This window comes from Pseudonocardia oroxyli, from assembly GCF_900102195.1.
Classification (GTDB): Bacteria; Actinomycetota; Actinomycetes; order Mycobacteriales; family Pseudonocardiaceae; genus Pseudonocardia; species Pseudonocardia oroxyli.
Genome location: NZ_FNBE01000010.1, coordinates 1 through 18,945, shown reverse-complemented (window position 1 = coordinate 18,945; position 18,945 = coordinate 1). Strand labels below are relative to the sequence as shown.

General features: G+C 73.8%; 18 protein-coding genes. 6 read left to right on the top strand and 12 right to left on the bottom strand.

Annotation, left to right across the window (positions count from 1 at the left end; all coding sequences use genetic code 11):
- Window positions 1-3 precede the first annotated feature (3 nt).
- From BLS43_RS16030 to BLS43_RS31145, 10 genes are all read right to left on the bottom strand, one after another.
- Window positions 4-1,686 (bottom strand): FAD-dependent oxidoreductase, encoded by a 1,683-nt coding sequence (locus BLS43_RS16030; protein WP_245707531.1) that lies wholly within the window; start codon window positions 1,684-1,686, stop codon window positions 4-6.
- Window positions 1,683-1,955, bottom strand: coding sequence for a UBP-type zinc finger domain-containing protein (locus tag BLS43_RS16025; protein WP_093085113.1), 273 nt, complete (start codon window positions 1,953-1,955; stop codon window positions 1,683-1,685). The genes BLS43_RS16030 and BLS43_RS16025 overlap by 4 nt, the downstream gene beginning before the upstream one ends.
- Window positions 1,952-2,416, bottom strand: a complete 465-nt coding sequence (trxA, locus tag BLS43_RS16020; protein ID WP_093085110.1) for a thioredoxin — start codon at window positions 2,414-2,416, stop codon at window positions 1,952-1,954. The genes BLS43_RS16025 and trxA overlap by 4 nt, the downstream gene beginning before the upstream one ends.
- Entirely contained in the window at window positions 2,413-5,040 is a 2,628-nt protein-coding gene (gene clpB, locus BLS43_RS16015; protein ID WP_093085106.1) for an ATP-dependent chaperone ClpB, read from the bottom strand. Before clpB ends, trxA begins: the two co-directional genes overlap by 4 nt.
- Before the next feature lie 4 nt (window positions 5,041-5,044).
- A complete protein-coding gene (locus BLS43_RS16010; protein ID WP_093085103.1) occupies window positions 5,045-5,413 on the bottom strand; it encodes a chaperone modulator CbpM in 369 nt (122 codons plus the stop codon).
- Window positions 5,410-6,402, bottom strand: coding sequence for a DnaJ C-terminal domain-containing protein (locus tag BLS43_RS16005; RefSeq protein WP_093085100.1), 993 nt, complete (start codon window positions 6,400-6,402; stop codon window positions 5,410-5,412). Before BLS43_RS16005 ends, BLS43_RS16010 begins: the two co-directional genes overlap by 4 nt.
- Window positions 6,403-6,405: 3 nt before the next feature.
- On the bottom strand, window positions 6,406-6,972 hold the full coding sequence (locus BLS43_RS16000) for a nucleotide exchange factor GrpE (RefSeq protein ID WP_093085097.1): 567 nt from the start codon (window positions 6,970-6,972) through the stop codon (window positions 6,406-6,408).
- Between the two features lie 9 nt (window positions 6,973-6,981).
- Complete coding sequence (gene dnaK / locus BLS43_RS15995; RefSeq protein WP_093085094.1) at window positions 6,982-8,877, bottom strand: molecular chaperone DnaK; 1,896 nt, start codon at window positions 8,875-8,877, stop codon at window positions 6,982-6,984.
- A 1-nt stretch (window position 8,878) separates the two neighbouring features.
- Window positions 8,879-9,367 (bottom strand): general stress protein, encoded by a 489-nt coding sequence (locus BLS43_RS15990; RefSeq protein WP_093085091.1) that lies wholly within the window; start codon window positions 9,365-9,367, stop codon window positions 8,879-8,881.
- A gap of 183 nt (window positions 9,368-9,550) precedes the next feature.
- The gene (locus BLS43_RS31145) at window positions 9,551-10,189 is read right to left on the bottom strand and encodes a DUF1345 domain-containing protein (RefSeq protein ID WP_245707530.1); all 639 of its coding nucleotides are present in this window, start codon (window positions 10,187-10,189) and stop codon (window positions 9,551-9,553) included.
- Window positions 10,190-10,406: 217 nt separating this feature from the next.
- Here BLS43_RS31145 and BLS43_RS30040 point away from each other — a divergent pair, with 217 nt between their 5' ends.
- Window positions 10,407-10,733 (top strand): ANTAR domain-containing protein, encoded by a 327-nt coding sequence (locus BLS43_RS30040; RefSeq protein ID WP_245707529.1) that lies wholly within the window; start codon window positions 10,407-10,409, stop codon window positions 10,731-10,733.
- Between the two features lie 16 nt (window positions 10,734-10,749).
- Here the strand turns inward: BLS43_RS30040 and BLS43_RS15975 are convergent, their stop codons facing one another.
- Window positions 10,750-12,915, bottom strand: a complete 2,166-nt coding sequence (locus BLS43_RS15975) for an amylo-alpha-1,6-glucosidase (RefSeq protein WP_093085629.1) — start codon at window positions 12,913-12,915, stop codon at window positions 10,750-10,752.
- Window positions 12,916-13,003: 88 nt separating this feature from the next.
- The gene (locus BLS43_RS15970) at window positions 13,004-14,542 is read right to left on the bottom strand and encodes an alpha/beta fold hydrolase (RefSeq protein ID WP_093085088.1); all 1,539 of its coding nucleotides are present in this window, start codon (window positions 14,540-14,542) and stop codon (window positions 13,004-13,006) included.
- Window positions 14,543-14,837: 295 nt separating this feature from the next.
- Between BLS43_RS15970 and BLS43_RS15965 the strand changes: the two genes are divergently transcribed.
- From BLS43_RS15965 to BLS43_RS15945, 5 genes are all read left to right on the top strand, one after another.
- A complete protein-coding gene (locus BLS43_RS15965) occupies window positions 14,838-15,509 on the top strand; it encodes an HAD family hydrolase (protein ID WP_245707528.1) in 672 nt (223 codons plus the stop codon).
- Between the two features lie 24 nt (window positions 15,510-15,533).
- Window positions 15,534-16,325: a glutamine amidotransferase gene (locus BLS43_RS15960; RefSeq protein WP_093085082.1), complete on the top strand. Its 792-nt coding sequence runs from the start codon at window positions 15,534-15,536 to the stop codon at window positions 16,323-16,325.
- 20 nt (window positions 16,326-16,345) lie between these two features.
- Window positions 16,346-17,380: a LacI family DNA-binding transcriptional regulator gene (locus tag BLS43_RS15955; protein ID WP_218129855.1), complete on the top strand. Its 1,035-nt coding sequence runs from the start codon at window positions 16,346-16,348 to the stop codon at window positions 17,378-17,380.
- Window positions 17,377-18,333, top strand: a complete 957-nt coding sequence (locus BLS43_RS15950) for a PfkB family carbohydrate kinase (RefSeq protein ID WP_093085623.1) — start codon at window positions 17,377-17,379, stop codon at window positions 18,331-18,333. The genes BLS43_RS15955 and BLS43_RS15950 overlap by 4 nt, the downstream gene beginning before the upstream one ends.
- On the top strand, window positions 18,330-18,945 hold a 616-nt coding region (locus BLS43_RS15945; RefSeq protein WP_245707527.1), incomplete at its 3' end, for a ribose-phosphate diphosphokinase. The genes BLS43_RS15950 and BLS43_RS15945, both read left to right, overlap by 4 nt.

Below are 18,945 nucleotides of genomic sequence, written 5' to 3'. Positions count from 1 at the left end.
GGCTCAGCGGAGGGCGGCGAGGTGCTCGTGCACCATCCGGACCGCCATCGCGCCCTCGCCCGCGGCGGACGCGACCCGCTTCACCGACCCGCTGCGCACGTCGCCCGCCGCGAAGACCCCGGGCAGGCTGGTCTCGAGCAGCAGCGGCTCGGCGTCCCCGGGCGCTCCCGTTCGCCCGGGCCGTCGCGCACCGGGCCCGGTCAGCACGTAGCCGCCGGAGTCCAGCGCCACCGAGTCCGGCAGCCAGGACGTGCTGGGCTCGCCCCCGATGAACACCATCAGGTCGCGCGCGGGCAGCCGCTGCTGCGCCCCCGTCACCGTGTCCCGCACCCCGACGGCCTCGAGGCGGCCGTCCGCACCCGCCAGCTCCTCCACGGCGGTGTGCAGGTGCACCTCGACCCGCGGGTCCTGGGCGATGCGGTCGGCGAGGTAGCGCGACATGTTCTCGCCGAGCGTGTGTTCGAGGACCACCAGGTGCACCTCGGCGGCGTGGCCGGACAGGAAGATCGCGGCCTGACCGGCCGAGTTGCCCCCACCGACGACCACCACGGGATCCCCGACGCACTGCTGGGCCTCCAGCGGGGTGGCCGCGTAGTAGACGCAGGTGTCCTCGAACCGGTCCAGGCCGGGGACCGGCAGCCTGCGGACGCGCACGCCGGACGCGACGATCACCGTGCGGGTGACCAGCTCGTCGCCGTCGGCGAAGCGCAGGACGTGGTGCCCGTCGCGCTCCGCCAACCCCACCACCTCCGACGGGACGGAGCGCCGCACCCCGAACTTCTCTGCCTGCAGCACGGCGCGTTCGGCCAGCTCGCCCCCGGAGATCCCGGAGGGGAAGCCGAGGTAGTTCTCGATGCAGGACGTCCGCGCCGCCTGCCCGCCCGCCGCGACGCCGTCGAGCAGGGTGGTGTCCAGGCCCTCCGAGGCGCCGTAGACGGCCGCCGCGAGTCCGGCCGGACCGGCGCCCACGACCACGAGATCACAGATCTCGCCGCCGTGGCCGAGGTCACGCAGCCCGAACGTCGGCGCGAGCTCGGCGGTCGACGGGTTGCGCAGCAACGTGCCCCGGTAGAGCACGATCGGGGTGTCGGCGGGACCGAGCCCCAGCGACCGCAGCAGCTGCTCGGCGGTGGGGTCGGTCTCCAGGTCCAGGAACCGGTGGGGCAGCCGGTTGCGGGCGGCGAACTCGCGCAGCTTCCGGGTGGCGGCCGAGTAGCGGGAGCCGATGATCCGGAACCCGACGCCCTCGCCGAGGGTCAGCCAACGGCGGACGAGGTAGGCCCGCAGCACGAGGTCGCCGAAGGCGGAGTCGCGCGCCGCCAGGCTGCGCAGCCTGGCGGCGGGCACCGCCAGGACCTCACCCGGGTCGACGACGACATCGCTCAGGAAGGCGGGCTGCCCGGTGAGGACCCCGAGCTCGCCGAGGAAGCGGCCGGGCCCGTGCACCCGCACCACCCGCTCGTCGGGCGTCCCCAGCGCCTCGACGACGGCGACCCGGCCGGAGAGCAGCACGAAGAACGTGTCCTCCGGCTCGCCCTCGGTGATGAGCACCTCCCCGCGCGTCGTGGGCCGACGCTCCCCCCACTCCTCGAGCTCGCGCAGGCGCGTCTCCTCGAGGCGGGGGAAGGCCCCGGAGACGTCCGGCGTCTCCCCGGGCGGCACGTCGGCGGGCTCCCGGGTGGTCACACCGGTGCCCCGTCGACGAAGCACCAGCGCCAGTCCTCACCCGGCTCGAACGACCGGATGATCGGGTGGCCGACCAGGCCGGCGTGCCTGCGGGCGTGGCGGCCCGGGGACTGGTCGCAGCAGCCGACGTGCCCGCAGGTCAGGCAGAGCCGCAGGTGGACCCAGGGGGATCCGGTGCGCAGGCACTCCTCGCACCCCTGCGGCGTGCGGGGTTCGACGTCCGCGCGGACGTAGGCCAGGTGGGGGTCGATGCCCAGCGGAAGGGTCATGGGTTCTCGGTTCCTCTCGACTGCAGCGCCTCGTCCAGCCAGCTCCGCAGCGCGGGCTCGGGCGCGGCACCCGGCTGGCGGGCCAGCACCCGGCCGTCCCGCAGGACCATCAGGGTGGGGACGGCCTGCACCTCGAACCGCTGCGCCAGCCGGGGCGACCGGTCGATGTCGACCTTGACCAGCTTGAGCACGCCAGCGCGGTCGGTGGCCAGCCGTTCGAGGACCGGGCTCACCATCCGGCAGGGGGCGCACCAGGTCGCCCACAGGTCCACGAGCACCGGGACCGGGGCCTGCTCCGCGACGACCGCGAAGTCGTCGTCCCCCGCGTCGGCGATCCAGGGCAGGGGCTCGTGGCAGTGGCCGCACTTCGGCACCGAGGCCGCGGAGGCGGGCACCCGGTTCCGGGTCCCGCAGTGCGGGCAGGGGATCGTGCGCGTGCTCTCCGCCGCCGCGGCGCTCATGCCGGCGCCCCGACGGGCTCGTGGGTGACGACGAGCCGGTCGTCGCCCACGTCGACCCGGACGGTGGAGCCCTCGATGGCCCCGTCGCGCAGCAGCGCGCGGGCGACCTGGGTCTCGACCTCCCGGGCGATGAACCGGCGCAGGGGACGGGCCCCGTACACCGGGTCGTAGCCCTCGCGGGCGATGAAGCGGCGGGCGGCGTCGTCGATCTCCACGGTGATGTCGCGCTCGACGAGCCGCACCCGCAGGTCGGACAGCATGAGCTCGACGATGTTCTCGATCTCGCCCTCGTTCAGCGGCGTGAACAGCACGGTGTCGTCCACCCGGTTGAGGAACTCGGGCCGGAAGTGGGCCCGCAGCTCGGCCAGCACGAGGTCACGGGCCTTCGGCTCCAGCCTGCCGTCCGCGGTGACCCCGTCGAGCAGGTACTGCGACCCGATGTTGGACGTCATGATGATGACCGTGTTGCGGAAGTCGACGGTGCGGCCCTGCGCGTCGGTGAGCCTGCCGTCGTCGAGGACCTGCAGCAGGGTGTTGAAGACGTCCGGGTGCGCCTTCTCCGTCTCGTCGAACAGCACGACGGCGTACGGACGCCGCCGGACCGCCTCGGTGAGCTGGCCGCCCTCCTCGTAGCCGACGTAGCCGGGCGGGGCGCCGACCAGCCGGGACACGGTGTGCCGCTCCTGGTACTCGCTCATGTCGAGCCGGACGATGTTGTCCTCGGAGTCGAACAACGCCTGGGCCAGCGCCTTCGCCAGCTCGGTCTTCCCGACCCCGGTCGGGCCGAGGAAGAGGAACGAGCCCGTCGGCCTGCGCGGGTCCTTCACCCCGGACCGGGCCCGGATGATCGCGTCCGCGACCGCCTGGACCGCCTCGTCCTGCCCGACCACGCGCCGGTGCAGCACCTCGTCCAGACGCAGCAGCTTCTCCCGCTCGCCCTCGGTCAGCCGGGAGACCGGGATGCCGGTCCACACCGAGACGATCTCGGCGATCTCCTCCGCCGTCACCACCTCGCGCAGCAGGCGGTGCTCGCCCTGCTTCTCGGTGAGCCGGTGTTGCTCGGCCTCGAGCCTGCGCTCGAGGTCGGCCTGGCGCGTGAAGCGCAGCTCCGCCGCGCGGTTGAGGTCGTAGGAGCGCTCGGCCTCGGCGATGTCGTGGCGGACCTGCTCCAGCTCCGCCCGGAGGTCCTGGACCCGCTTGATCGCCTGTCGTTCGGCGTTCCACTGGGCACGCATCGCGTCGGCCTCGCCGCGGAGGTCGGCCAACTCGCGGCGGAGCTGGTCGAGCCGCACCCGGGACGGCGGGTCCTCCTCCTCCTGGGCGAGCGCCGCCTCCTCGATCTCCAGCCGCATCACCTTGCGGGTGATCTCGTCCAGCTCGGCGGGCATGGAGTCGATCTCCGTGCGCAGCCGGGCGCAGGCCTCGTCGACCAGGTCGATGGCCTTGTCGGGCAGGAACCGGCCGGTGAGGTAGCGGTGGCTCAACGTCGCCGCGGCGATCAGTGACCCGTCGAGGATCCGGACGCCGTGGAAGACCTCGAACCGCTCGCGCAGCCCGCGCAGGATGGACACCGAGTCCTCGACGGTGGGCTCCTCGACGAAGACGGGCTGGAACCGGCGCTCCAGCGCGGCGTCCTTCTCGACGTTCTGCCGGTACTCGGCCAGCGTCGTCGCGCCGATCATGTGCAGCTCACCGCGGGCGAGCATCGGCTTGAGCATGTTGCCCGCGTCCATCGAGCCCTCGGACGCCCCCGCTCCGACGACGGTGTGCAGCTCGTCGACGAACAGCAGGATGCGGCCCTCCGCGGCCTTGACCTCGGACAACACCGCCTGCAGCCGTTCCTCGAACTCGCCGCGGTACTTCGCCCCGGCCACGAGCAGCCCCATGTCCAGGGCGAAGATCGTGCGGTCGCGCAGGCCCTCGGGGACGTCCCCGTCGACGATGCGCTGGGCCAGGCCCTCGACGATGGCGGTCTTGCCGACCCCGGGCTCGCCGAGCAGCACCGGGTTGTTCTTCGACTTGCGGGACAGGATCTGTACGACCCGGCGGATCTCGGCGTCGCGGCCGATCACCGGGTCGAGCCGACCGGCGCGGGCCGCCTCCACCAGGTCCGACCCGTACTTCGTCAGCGCCTCGTACGCCCCCTCCGGCGTGGCGGAGGTGACGCGCTGGTTGCCCCGCACCCGCGTCAGCGCGGCGAGGAAGGCCTCGCGGGTGACGCCGTGGCGGGCCAGCACCCGGCCCGCACCGCCTGCGGACCCCTCGTCCGCGAGCGCCACGAACAGGTGCTCGACCGACACGTACTCGTCCTTCATCCGCCGCGCCTCCCGGTCGGCGGCGTCGAGCAGCGCCGCCAGCCGGCGGGTGACCGCGACCTGGCCCGGCTGGGCACCCGGCCCGGTCGTGCGGGGCTTGCGGCCGAGCTCGGCCTCCAGGTCGGCGCGCACCGCCTGGACGTCGACGTCCATCTCGCCGAGCAGCCGGGGCACCAACCCGTCCGGCTGCTCGACCAGCGCGGCCAGCAGGTGCTCGCCGTCGACCTCGGTGTGACCTGCGCGGGTGGCCAGGTCCTGTGCCTCGGACAGGGCCTGCTGGGACTTCTGGGTCAGTCGGTTCGGGTCCATCGCTTCAGTTCCGCTCCGATCGGTCGTCGGTCGGCTGGGGGGTGGGGGGTCGGCGCACCGGTTCGGTGCGCCCGCGGACGCGCAGCGCGGTCTCGAGGTCGGCGATCCGGTCGAGGAGGTCGCACACGAGTCCGAGGGCGGCGTAGTTCAGCGGCAGGGCGGCCCGCAGCCGCTGCAACCGGGCGACGGCCGGCACCTGGGTCGGGCTGAACCACGGGGAGCCGTCGACGTGCCGCGCGGCCGGGATCAGCCCCAACGCCCAGAACCGGCGCACCAGCTCGGGGTGCAGGCCGCACCGCCGGGCGAGCTCCGCCTCGTCGAGCAGGGCCGGTCCCCGGGCCCGGACCAGCGCGTAGCGGGTCTGCGAGTTCATCGGCGGCCCTTCGCGTCGTCGGTCGTGCGGCGCGGATCGAACGTCGACGCCGCGGCGAGCTGGGCGTACAGCTCGCGTTCGCGGTCGTCGAGCCGGGTCGGCACCATGATCCTGATCTCGGCGAACAGGTCGCCCGGTTGCCCGCGAGGGTTCGGCATGCCCTGCCCGCGCAGGCGCAGACGGCGGCCAGACGACGAGCCGGGCGGCACGGTCACCGTGGTCTCGCCCCCGGGGGTGGCGACCGGGACGGTCGCGCCGAGGGCCGCCTCCCACGGCGCGAGCCGCAGCTCGACGCGGATGGTGCGGCCCTCCACGCGGAAGCGCGGGTGCGGTCGCAGCCGCACCACCAGGTAGAGGTCCCCCGCCGGGCCCTCGCCGAGCCCCTGCCCGCCCTCCCCGGCCAGCCTGATCCGCCTGCCGTCGGTGACGCCGGGCGGGATGGTGACCGTGTAGGTGCGCGGTCCCTCCGGTCCGTTGAGGGTGATCTCCTTGCGCCCGCCGCGGTAGGCCTCCTCCACGGTCAGCGGGAGCTGGGCCTCCTGGTCCGCGCCCGCGGTGCGGCCCGCGCCCGTCCCACGACCTCGGCCGCCGAACATGCCGCCGAGGAGGTCCTCCAGGTCGATCCCGTCGAAGCCCTCGACACCGTCGAAGCCCTCGAATCCCCCACCGAACCCCCCGTCGCCGTCGGTGCCCCCCGTGGTCCAGGTCGCCCGGCGCCCGCCCCGGCCGCCCGCCCCGGCGCCGACGCGCTCCTCCCAGTCGTCGGGGACCCGCCGGAAGTCCTCCCCGAACCGGTCGTAGCGCTTGCGCAGCTCCGGGTCCGACAGCACGGAGTACGCCTCGTTGATCTCCTTGAACCGCTCCTCCGCCCCCGGGTCCTTGGTGACGTCCGGGTGGTTCTGCCGCGCCAGCCGCCGGAACGCCTGCTGCAGCTCGTCGGCACCGGCGTCCCGGGACACCCCCAGGACGTCGTAGAAGTCGCGGGCCACCGCTCAGCCCTCCGACCGCTGCGCCACGGTGACGGCGGCCGGTCGGAGCTGGCGCCCGGGGGCGCCGTAGCCGGGGCGGACCACGGCGGCCACCGCACCGGGCGGGGCCCCGGACCCGTCGGCGTCGACCACCCCGACCACCTCGTGCCGCGCCGGGTCGAACGGCACCCCGGGCTCGTCCTCGCGTCCGTACCCGAGCCCCGCGACGACGGCGAGGGCCTGTTCACGCAGGGTGCGGATGCCCTCGACCAGGGCGTCGGGGTTCGCCGCGGCGTGCTCGAGCGCCCGGTCGAGGGTGTCGAGCACCGGGAGGAAGGCCGAGGTGACCAGGCCGCGCTCGTTCTCGCGCTCGCGGGCGACCTCTCGCGCGTAGCGCTTGCGCAGGTTGTCCAGGTCCGCCGCGGCCCGCCGCCAACGGTCCTCGGCGGCCTCGAGCGCCCGCCGGGTGGCTCCGTCCGGCTGCGGCGCTCCCTCCGCACGTCCCTCCGGCGGCGATCGGGTCTCGGCGGCCTCCGCGTCCGGTGCGTCCTCCGGCGGGGCGGACGGCGGGTTCGGTCCGGGCTCACGCATCGCCGCAGGTCACCTCCGGTCGAACTCGGCGTCGACGATGTCGTCGTCGTCCACGGTCGCCCCGTCATCGGTCGCCCCGCCCCCGGCCGAGCCGTTCGAGCCCGCCGAGCCGCCCGAGGCCGCCTGGAGCCCGGCCAGCACCTGCTGCAGCTCGCCGGTCAGCTCGCGGGCGCGGTCGAGCGGCACCTGGTCGGCGACGGCCTGCCGGGCCTCGGTCACCAGCAGCTCGGCCCGGGCGCGCTCGTGCGGCGGGGCCGCGTCGCCCAGCTCGTCGAGCCGGCGCTGCACCTGGTAGGCGGCGCTGTCGAGCTGGTTGCGCGCGTCCACCTCCTGCCGCAGCTGCTGGTCCGACGCCCGGTTCCGCTCGGCCTCGGTGACCATCCGCTCCACCTCGGCGGTGTCGAGGTTGGCGCTCTCGGAGATCGTGATGCCCTGCTCGGCGCCGGTGTCCTTGTCGCGCGCCGTCACGTTGAGGATGCCGTTGGCGTCGATGTCGAAGACGACCTCGACCTGCGGCTCCCCGCGCGGAGCGGGCCGGATGCCGGTGAGCTGGAACCGGCCCAGCACCCGGTTGTCCGCCGCGCGCTCCCGCTCGCCCTGGAGCACCACGACGTCCACCGCGGGCTGATCGTCCACCGCGGTCGAGAAGACCTCGCTGCGCCGGACCGGGATCGTCGAGTTCCGCTCGACGATCGTGGTCATCAGCCCGCCCTGGGTCTCCACCCCCAGGGACAGCGGGGTGACGTCGAGCAGCAGGACGTCGGACACCTCGCCCTTGAGCACCCCGGCCTGGATCGCGGCGCCGACCGCCACGACCTCGTCGGGGTTGACGGTCATGTTCGGGTCCTTGCCGCCGGTCAGCCTGCGCACCAGCGCCTGCACCGCCGGGATCCGGGTGGAGCCGCCGACCAGGATGACCTCGTCGACGTCGTCCGCCCCGACCTTGGCGTCCGCCATGGCCTGGCGCACCGGCCCCATCGTCCGCTCGACGAGATCCTCCGTGAGCTGCTCGAACGTCGAGCGCATCAGCGTCGTCGTCAGGTGCTTCGGCCCGGTGGCGTCCGCGGTGACGAACGGCAGGCTGACCTGGGTCTGGCTGACGGAGCTGAGCTCGACCTTCGCCTTCTCGGCGGCCTCGTAGAGCCGCTGCAGCGCCTGCGGGTCCTTCCGCAGGTCGATGCCGTTCTCCTGCTGGAATCCGTCGGCGAGGTGGTCGACGATCCGGCGGTCGAAGTCGTCACCGCCGAGGTGGGTGTCACCGGCGGTGGCCCGCACCTCGACCACACCGTCGCCGACGTCGAGGACGCTGACGTCGAACGTCCCGCCGCCGAGGTCGAACACCAGCACCGTCTCGTGCCCGCCCTTGTCCATGCCGTAGGCCAGCGCCGCGGCGGTCGGCTCGTTGATGATCCGCAGGACCTCGAGGCCCGCGATCCGCCCCGCGTCGCGGGTGGCGGTGCGCTGCGCGTCGTTGAAGTAGGCGGGGACGGTGATCACCGCCTCGGTGACCCGCTCGCCGAGGTGCCGTCCGGCGTCGTCGGCGAGCTTGCGCAGGATCTGCGCGGAGATCTCCTCCGGCGCGTACAGCTTGTCCCGCACCTTGACCCGGGCGTTCCCGTTCTCGTCCGGGACGACGTCGTAGGTGACCTGACCGGCCTCCTCCTCGACCTCCTCGAACCGGCGGCCGATGAACCGCTTGACCGAGTAGATCGTCCCCGTGGAGTTGAGGATCGCCTGCCTGCGGGCGAGCTGGCCGACCAGGCGTTCGCCGCTCTCGGTGAACGCCACCACCGACGGCGTCGTCCGAGCCCCCTCGGCGTTGGGGACGACCGAGGCCTCGCCGCCCTCCCAGGCGGCGATGACCGAGTTCGTCGTCCCGAGGTCGATACCCACCGCGCGTGCCATCTCAGTCCTCCTCTGCGAGCAGCCGGGCGGCCCGGTCGGCCACCTCGTCGTCGACGACCAGCTCGAACCGCTGGGGGCGGGTGTAGGCCACGGACGCGAAGTCCCGGCGACCCCGCTGGAACGCGTAGACGATCATCCCGATGACCGCGCCGATCACCGCGCCGAGGAGCAGTCCGTAGACGGCGAGCAGGATCGCGGCGACCAACGGGTCGGCCCAGCCGAAGATCCCGAAGAGCCAGCCGAGCAGCGCGCCCGGGACGGCCCCGCTCACCGCGCCCCGCCAGGCCGCGGTGGGGTGGTTCATCCTCCCGGTCACCTGCTCGACGGCCTGCAGGTCCTGGCCGACGATGGCGACCCGCTCGACCGGGAAGTCGCGGTCGGCGAGCCGGTCGACCGCACGTTCGGCGTCGGCGTAGTCGGCGTACGAGGCGACGGTCCGCCTGGCCGAACGGGTCGAGGCACCGGGGCTGCCGGGCGACCACGGATCCACGGCGGCGCCTCCGCGCGCGCCAATCGGGTCCTTCAGGGACATGGAGTGTTCCTCCTGACGGGTCGACGGGAGAGCTGCTGCGGCGACCACGTCGGACTGCGGCCGTTCACACCGTCCACGCTGGCCCGTGCGGGCCGGCGTCGGCAATCGGTCGTCCTGCCGATGTCGGTGCCCGGGTCGCTCTCACACGTTGGTCAGCAGGCTGACGGCCACCGCGATCAGGACGCTCCCGAACAGGTAGGACAGCAGCGCGTGCCCCAACCCCACCGTGCGGATCCGGGTGGTCTCCAGACCGGTGTCGGACACGGCGAAGGACATGCCGACCGTGAACGCGAGGTAGGCGAAGTCCGCGTACACCGGGTGGTCGTTCCGGGGGAACTCGATGCCGCCGTCGTTCCCCTCGAAGTAGAGCCGCGCGTACTTGAGGGCGAAGACCGTGTTCACCAGGGCCCAGGACAGGATCGCGTCGACGACGGCGAGGACGACGCCGGCGACCGCCACCGCGTCCTGCCGGCCTGCGGTGACCACGCCCGCGAGCACCGCGGCCAGGCTGGCCACGGCCGCGACGAGCACCACCGTGTCCATGACGTGGGACCGACCCTCCTCCTCCGCCAGGCGTTTGGTGCCCCGCTCGTCCTGCGGCCAGCTGATGCGCCAGACCCACACCAGCAGGATCGTCACCGCGACGGCCCAGCCGACGAGCACCGTCAGCTCGGCCGCACCGAGCAGGACCACGGCGACCGCGGCGGCGGTACCCGCGGCGAACGACACCGCCACGCGACGCCAGGAGATGATCCGGGCGTCCTGGTCGCCAGCGTCCACGCCGCCTCCTCGTCCGCACCTCGTCGCACCCCGTCCCGCCGCTCCATCCGACTCCGCCCGCCGGCGCAGCAGTATCGGCAGAGTTGCCCATCCCGGCCCGCGTCGTGCGGCGGATAGGTCGCACTGCCGATTTCGGGCGCCGGAACGGGCCGCCACGCTGGAGGTCGGCGCCACACGGTGCGCACGCGGCGGCGTGCGGGGGAGGACCGGGACTTCGATGATCACCAGCTCGTCCGCGCAGGCCTCCGTCGTCCCGGCACCGCGCTCCGACGCCGACCCCGAGCTCGACGAGCTGCAGGCCCGGCTCCGGGCGGCGGAGGAGCGGGTGGCCAACCTGGAGCGCGCGTTGCTCAGCAACCGACGGATCGGCGTCGCGGTCGGCATCCTGATGTGCAGCCGCCGGCTCACCGACGAGCAGGCCATCACCGCGCTCGTCGCCGAGAGCCAGCGGCGCAACAGGAAGGTGCGGGAGCTGGCCGAGACGCTGATCCTCACGGGAACGCTCGACGACCCGCCGGACCCTGGGCCGCGCGGGCGACGCTGAGCGCGACGGAGTCCCGTCAGCCGGACGGGTCCTCCGCCGGGCGGGGCGCGCAGCGCAGGTCGACGCCGGAGGGCACGCCCTCCACCCGCGTCTGGGCGTCGGTCACCTCCACGCTGAGCCGGCCCTCCCCGACGCCGACCCCCTCGACCCGCAGCGGGGCGAAGGCCCGGGGCAGCACGGGGGCGACCCACAGCCGCTCCCGGGGGAGCTCCGGGTCGAAGCGCAGCAGCGTCCGGATGAGCTGGACCGGGGTGGCCGAGGCCCAGGCCTGCGGTGAGCAGGAGGTGGGGTAGGGCACCGGCTCGGGGAACTCGTCGCGGTCGAAGCCGCAGAACAGCTCCGGGAGCCTGCCCCCGAAGTGCTCCGCCGCGTCGAGGATCCCCTCTGCGACCCGCTGCGCCTGTGCCACGAAGCCGTAGCGCATCAGCCCGGCGACGACGAGGGCGTTGTCGTGGGGCCAGACCGAGCCGTTGTGGTAGCTGACCGGGTCGTAGGCGCCCATGGCGCTGCTGAGCGTGCGCACCCCCCAGCCCGTGAACATCTCGGGGGAGAGCAGGTGCTCGGCGACCAGGGGTGCCTTGTCGTCGTCCACGATGCCGCTCCACAGGCAGTGGCCCATGTTCGACGCGCAGGCATCGACCGCGTTCTTGTCCCGGTCCAGCGCGAGGGCGTACCAGCCTCGCTCGGGGAGCCAGAACCGCTCGTTGAAGGCCGTTTTGAGGGCCGCCGCCCGCGCGGACCAGTGTCGGGCACCCGCGTCGTCGTCGAGCCGGCGGGCGAGCTCGGCGCGGGCGCGGAAGGCGTCGTAGGCGTAGCCCTGGACCTCGCACAACGCGATCGGTGCCTCGGCCGGGCGGCCGTCGGCGAAGGTGATCCCGTCCCAGGAGTCCTTCCAGCCCTGGTTCTGCAGCCCGCGGTCGGTCGCCCGGCGGTACTCGAGGAAGCCGTCCCCGTCGCGGTCGCCGTGGTCGGTCATCCACGCCAGCGCCCGGTCCGCATGCGGCAGCAGCTCCTCCACGGACCTCCGCTCGCCGCCCCAGCGGGCGAACTCCGCGAGCAGCACCACGAACAGCGGCGTGGCGTCCACCGTGCCGTAGTAGATGCGCCCGCCGCCCAGGGACAGGCCCGAGTCCACCCCCAGCCGCACCTCGTGCAGGATCCGACCGGGCTCCTCCTCGGTCACCGGGTCGGTCGCGCGACCCTGGTGGCGGGCGAGGGTCCGCATCGTGCCCAGCGCCAGGCTCCGGTCGACCGGCAGCGCCATGTAGGCGGTGAGCAGCGAGTCCCGGCCGAACAGCGCCATGAACCAGGGGGCGCCCGCGGCGACCGCGGCGAGCGTGGGGTCCTCCGGGTCGAAGATGCGCAACGCCCCGACGTCCTCCTGGCTGCGGCGCAACGTCCGCTGCAGGCTGTCGTGCCCGGTCGTGGCGAGCGGGGTGGTCTCCCGCCAGTGCTGCAGGCGCCGGGCGGGCAGGGACTCCCGTTCCGGCTGGTTCAGGGGGAAGGACGCCTCGACGGCCTCACCGTCCAGCACGGGACGCACCAGCAGCGAGATCGACCACCGACCGCCCGCGGGGACGTAGGCGTCGTACGAGATGGTTGCCGCCCCCGCGCCGCCCGAGGACACGGCGACCGTGCCCGCGGGCGCCTCCACCACCGTGCCGCGGTGGGTCCCCCGCCAGTGCAGGCCCAGGTAGAGGCGGTCGTCCTGGGCCTGTGCGCCCGGCTCGCCGCGCGGGTGCACGCGCCCCTCCTTGACCTCGAAGAGGTCCGCGAAGTCCGCCTCGACGGAGAGCGTCACGCTGCACGTCGTCGGTTCGGCCCCCGGGTTGCGCAGCACCAGGTCCTCCCGGAGCCCGTTGCCGATCCGCCGCTCCCGCTGCACCAGGACGTTGGTGTCGGTCCGCCCGAACCGGCGGGACAGCCTGCCGAGGAAGATGGCGCGGTAGGGATCGGGGTTCATCGCCGCCAGCGGGTCGGGGACCTCGCCGTCCACCCGCAGCTCCCAGCGGGACAGGATGCGGGTGTCCCGGAAGAAGACGCCGCACGGCCCGTTGCCGCCGATGTCCCCGCCGAACGTGCAGATGCAGAACGACGCCCCCTCCACGAGGGTCACCGCGTTCGCCCCGACGCGTGCCGGTTCGTTCTCCGGGTTCCACTTCTCGGGCAGCGAGGCGCCCATCGTCACCGCTCTCCGTCGTCCCTGGGCCGAGGGTTCACGGTCCTTCCGGTGGGCGGCGGCGGCAATCGGTCGTTCTGCCGATGGGGGCTCAGGTGAACGGGGCGGGCGCGGTGGCGGCGGCACAGCTCGTGTCCACCGCGGCCGGATCGTCGAGGAAGTCCTGCATGATCCGCAGCGAGCACTCCGGCGACCAGAGCAGGACGTCGTGGGCCGCGTCGGCGAACCGGGCCCGGGTGCTGTGCGGGAGGGTCGCGGCGACCGCGTCGCCGTTGGCCGGAGCGGTGATCGCGTCGAGCGCGCCGTCGAGGACGAGGACCGGCCGGTCGCTCCGCACCGGTTCGCGGAGGGCGCCGGGTGCCGCGGGCACGTCCCACGCGGCGCAGTCGCCGGTCAGGAAGGGGATCTGCGGAGGGTGCGTGAGCAGGGCGTCCGGCAGTTCGGGCAGCGCCGCCCGGCCGCTCGCCAGCAGGGCGTCCGGGGTGGTCGGGGACTCGGCGCAGAACACCCCGAGCGCCAGGCCGTAGGCGGTGACGCCGGAGGGCGGCAGCCCGGCGAGCAGGGCGGTCGCGGCGAGTCGGCCGTCGCCGCGGGCCAGGTTCTCGACCAGCGCGGGTATCCCGCCGATCGTGCCGGGGACGAGGCCGGCCGTGACCGCGAGGTTGACCAGCTTGTACCCGTCGACGACGACGGTGGTTCCCTCCACGGTCACCGTGCGCGGGGTGGTGGTCAGGTCGGTGGCCAGCCGGAAGAAGTCCTCGCGCAGGGTCGGGTACGTCGTCCGGCAGGCCGGTTGGGCGGCGCAGGCGGCGAACAGGGCGCCGAGCCCGCTGCGGGCGGACGGCCAGAAGCTCTCCGGGGTGTTGAGCTGCGGCGGCACGACCGAGTCGAGGACGACGGCGCGGATCCCGTCGGGATGGTCGCGCAAGGTCTGCAGGGCCAGGTCCGTGCCGTAGGAGACGCCGTAGAGGTCCCACTCGTCGATGCCGAGCGCGGTCCGCAGGTCGGCGAGGTCCGCGGCGTTCTCGGCCGTGTCAAAGGCGGCGAGGTCCCAGCCGGCGGTCGTCAGGCGCTCCCGGCAGGCCGCGGTCGCCGCGGCGCTGCGCGCGGCCGTCGCGGGATCGGTGGTGACCAGGCCGACGAGCTCGGCCTGGAAGGCGTCGATCTCCGGGCAGGAGAGCAGCGGATCGGACTTCCAGGTTCCCCGCTGGTCGAGGAAGATCACGTCCCGGTCGCGGTTCCAGCCCGCGGCGATCCGGGGCGCCGCGCTGATCAACCCGCTGCCGCCCGGCCCGCCCGCGAGGTAGACGAGGGGGTCGGCCTTCGGGTTCGGGGCGGTGGCCGCGGCGCGGGCGACGGCGAGACGGAGGGTCCGGCCGTCCGGCCGCGTGCGATCCTGCGGGACCGTCAGGTAGCCGCACTCGACGCCGGGGCCGAGGTCGAGCTGGGTCACCCCCGGGTAGATCGGGTTGGGGCAGGCCGCGGGGCTGAAGGCGGCGGGTGCGGCGGTCGTGGACGTGGACGTGGACGCGGACGTGGACGCGGGGGCGGCGGGCGGGGGGCTGCCTGCGCAGCCGGCGAGCGCGAGCACGCCGATCACCGCCGCCGCTCCCCGTCGTCGGGCACTCATCGCGGTCGCCTCCCGGTCGCCGTGGGTCGCGGTGATCGTCTCCAGCCGGGGGTGCGCACGACAATCGACCTGTGTCGGGTCCGGTGCGGACCTGGGTCCTGCGCCGTTCGGGGGCCGCCCACCGGGCGGGCCGGAGCGCGGGCCGGGTCGAGCCGGCTAACCAGATGGAAACGTTCGTGATGTTGTTCTGCGCTCCCGTTCGCGGCTAGGGTCGAGCGCAGCGGCGGCGTGCGCGCGCAGCGTCGCCGGTCGTCAGAGTTCAGACTAGAAACGATTCCTGCGGAAAGGACGCTCTGTGGCGCCCCGCCTACACGTCTTCGACATGGACGGCACGCTGCTCCGCGGCGCCGCCGCGCTCGAGCTGACCCGCCACTTCGGCGATCCCGAGACCGGCCACGCGATCGAGGCCCGCTGGATCGCGGGCGACATCAGCGACGACGAGTTCTGGCAGACCCTGCTCGACGTCTGCGGCGACGCCTCCGCCGAGGAGGTGGACGCCGCCTTCCGCGGGGCGGCGTGGATGACCGGCGTCCCGGAGACCTTCGCCGACATCCGTGGCCGGGGTGAGATCGCGATCGTGGTGTCGCAGTCCCCCCACTTCTTCGTGCGCAGGCTCGAGGACTGGGGCGCGCACGAGACCTACGGCACGGACCTGGAGCTCGGTCGGCCGCTGCGGCCCGGTGTCACGCTGTCGGCCGCGGCCAAGGTCGAGATCACCGACGCCGTGCGGGCCCGGTACGGGATCGCGGAGGCCGACTGCGTCGCGTACGGCGACTCCCGGTCGGACCTCGCGCTGTTCGCCCGGCTGCGCCACACCGTCGCGGTGAACGCGACCCCGGCCGTCGTCGAGCTGGCGGCGGCCACCTACGAGGGCACGGACATCCGCGAGGCGTACGCGCTCGGTCGCGAGCTGTTGGCGGGTGCCCGTCCGCAGCCGTCATCGAGCGGTAACAAGAATCGTTTATAGTCAGCGCAGACGAGAGGAGGGCACGTGCCCGACAACCTGAGCTCCCCATCCCTGCGCGTCCTGGTCGCGGGTGAGTCCTGGATCAAGCACACGATCCACATGAAGGGCTTCGACCAGTTCCACTCCACCGAGTACGAGGAGGGGGCCGGGGTCTTCCTGGACTGCCTGCGGGCGGCGGGCCACGAGCTGACCTACGTGCGGGGACACGAGATCTCGGCGAGCTTCCCGAAGACGGCGGAGGCGCTGGCCGCGTTCGACGTCGTCGTCATCTCCGACATCGGTTCCAACTCTTTCCTGCTGCCGGACGAGACGTTCCTGCGGTCGCAGAAGTCCCCCAACAAGCTCTCCCTGGTCGCGGACTACGTGGGTCGCGGCGGCGGGCTCGTGATGATCGGCGGGTACCTGTCGTTCACCGGCATCGACGGCAAGGCCCGCTACGGGATGAGCCCGCTGGCGGGCGTCCTGCCGGTGGACCTGATGCCCACCGACGACCGGGTGGAGATGTCCGACGGGCTGAAGGTCGACGTCTGCGAGCCGACGCACCCCGTGCTGGGGGACACGCCCGCCGAGTGGCCGATGCTGCTGGGCTACAACCGGACCTTCCCCAAGGAGGGCTCCACAGTGGTCGCGCGCACCGGGGACGACCCGCTGCTCGTGGTGGGCGGCTACGGCCGGGGCCGCTCCGTGGCCTTCACCTCCGACCTCGCGCCGCACTGGGCGCCGCCGGAATTCGTGGAGTGGGAGCACTACGCGAGGCTGTGGACGTCGATACTGTCCTGGGCCGCAGGCGGTCCCGATGCAGGCGAGAGCCCCTGACACCGCGAAGGTGACCTGACGTGACGCAGTCCGACCGCAGGCGAAGGCGGCCGACGATGAAGGACGTGGCCGAGCACGCCCGGGTCTCGTTGAGCACGGTGAGCTACGTGCTCAACGACTCCGGGCCGGTCGCGCCCGAACGGCGGGACCGGGTGCTCGACGCCGTCCGCGTGCTGGAGTACTCGCCCAACGAGTCCGCCCGCAACCTCAAGCGCCGCGGTGCCGCCACCATCGGCATGATCGTCCCGGAGCTGACCAACCAGTTCTTCGCGATGGTGACCGAGGGCGTGCAGCGGGCCGCGTCCGCCCGGGACGTGCTGGTGGTGCTGGTCGTGCCGGACGCCACCGAGCAGCCGGAGGAGAAGCAGGCCAAGCTGCTGCGCAGCCAGCGCATCGACGGCGTGATCTACCTGTCCGGCACCGGGTCCATGCCGGCGTCGATCTACGAGCTGGCCCGCGTGGGGCCGGTCGTCCTGGTCGACGAGCAGATCCCCGGCCTGGACCTCCCCGCGGTGGTGTGCGAGGCCCGCAAGGGCGCCCGGGAGGTCGCCGCGCACGTGATGCAGCACGGACACCGCCGCGTCGCCGTCATCGGGGGGCCGCCCAGCCTCTGGACCGCCCAGCAGCGGCTCGCCGGGTACCGGGAGGCGTTCGCGTGGGCGGGTCTGGACCCGGACTCCGTGCCGGTGTTCGCGGGGGACTACCGGCAGGCGTCCGGGCGCGAGCTCGCGGCGCGGGCCCTGGCCACCGAGCCGCGGCCCACCGCGCTGGTCTGCATGAACGACCTGATGGCCATCGGGGCGATGGAGCACTGCCGCGCGGCGGGGCTGCGGATCCCGGAGGACGTCAGCATCGTCGGGTTCGACGACCTCCCCGTCTCCGCGCTGCTCACGCCGCGGCTGACCACGGTCCGCCAGCCCGCGCACGACATGGGCTTCCGGGCCGCGTCGGCCCTGTTCGACCTGCTGGAGAACGAGGAGTCCGGCGCCATCGGCGAGCTCCCCGCCGTGGTCCAGGTGCGGGACTCCGTGTGCCCGCCGAGGGCGGACGCGTGACGCCGCGGGTGCTGGTCGTCGGCGCGGTGAACGTCGACCTGGTGGTGCGCACCGACCGGCTGCCGGGTCCGGGGGAGACCGTGGTCGGGCCCGGGGTCGAGCGGTACGGCGGCGGCAAGGGCGCCAACGCGGCCGTCGCGGCGGCCCGGGCGGGTGCCGAGGTGCGCTACTGCGGCGCGGTCGGTGCGGACGACACCGGGGCCGGTGCGCTGGCCGAGCTGCGTGCCGAGGGGATCGACGTCGAGGACGTGGCGGTGCTGTCCGACGTGGCCACCGGGGTGGCCCTGATCGTCGTGGACGGCGGGGGCGAGAACCAGATCGCGGTGGGTGCCGGGGCCAACGCGGTCGTCGACGCGGCGGCGGTGCGTGCCGCGGTGGCCCGCTCGGCGGGCTGGGCGGGCTGCGTGCTGGTCAGCACCGAGATCCCCGCGGAGGCGGTCGCCGCCGCGGTGGAGACCGCGGCCGCGCACGGCATGTCGTGTGTGCTCAATCCTGCGCCGGTGGCGGCCGGGTTGGTGGAGCTGCTGGGTCTGGGCCCGGTCGTCACGCCGAACCGCTCCGAGCTGCGGGACCTGTACGCGTTGGTCGGGGAGGGCGCGGGGGAGACGGCCGAGATGGCGGCCGCGGTGGTCGCGCGGACGGGTGCGCCGGTCGTGGTGACGCTCGGCGGGGACGGGGTGCTCGTCGTCGATCCCGAGCGGGGGCCGACGGCTTTGCCCGCCCCGTCCGCGGAGGTCCGGGACACCACCGGCGCGGGCGACACGTTCAACGGGGTGCTCGCGGTCGCCCTGGCGGCGGGCGCTCCGGTGGGCGAGGCCGCCGCCCGCGGTGTCGCCGCCGCCTCGCTGTCGGTCGGCACGGTGGGGGCGCGCTCGGGCATGCCGCGCGGCGACGCCATCGACAGCGCCGTCGGCGCCGTCGGCGCCGTCGGTGCTGTTCGCTCCACCTCATGACCTCTACGAAGGGCGTACCGATGGCGGTGTCGTTGCGGCGGGGCTACGACAAGCGGCTGATGTTGTTCTCGGGCCGGGCGAACCCCGAGCTGGCGGCCGCCATCGCGCGGCAGCTGGGGGTGGATCTCGGCCCGATCACCCTGAAGACGTTCTCCAACGACGAGATGTACTGCCGGTTCGAGGAGTCGATCCGTGGCGCGGACGTGTTCCTCGTCCAGCCGATGTGTGCCAACCCCGCTGCCGGGGTCAACGCCAACGACGCCCTGCTCGAGTTGCTGGTGATGGTCGATGCCGCCGTGGGGGCGAGTGCCCACCGGGTGATCGCGGTGACCCCCTGGTACGGCTACTCACGGCAGGACAAGAAGTCCGCCCCGCGCGAGCCGATCTCGGCCCGGATGGTCGCCCGCACGCTGGAGGCGGTCGGGGTGGACCGGGTGTTGACCATGGACCTGCACGCGGGTCAGCTGCAGGGCTTCTTCGGCATCCCGGTGGATCACATGACCGCGTTGATGATGCTCGCCGACCACTTCGCGAGTCTGGACGACGATCTGGTGGTCGTCGCTCCGGACGCGGGGCGGGTGAAGCTGAACAAGCAGTTCGCCACCCGGATGG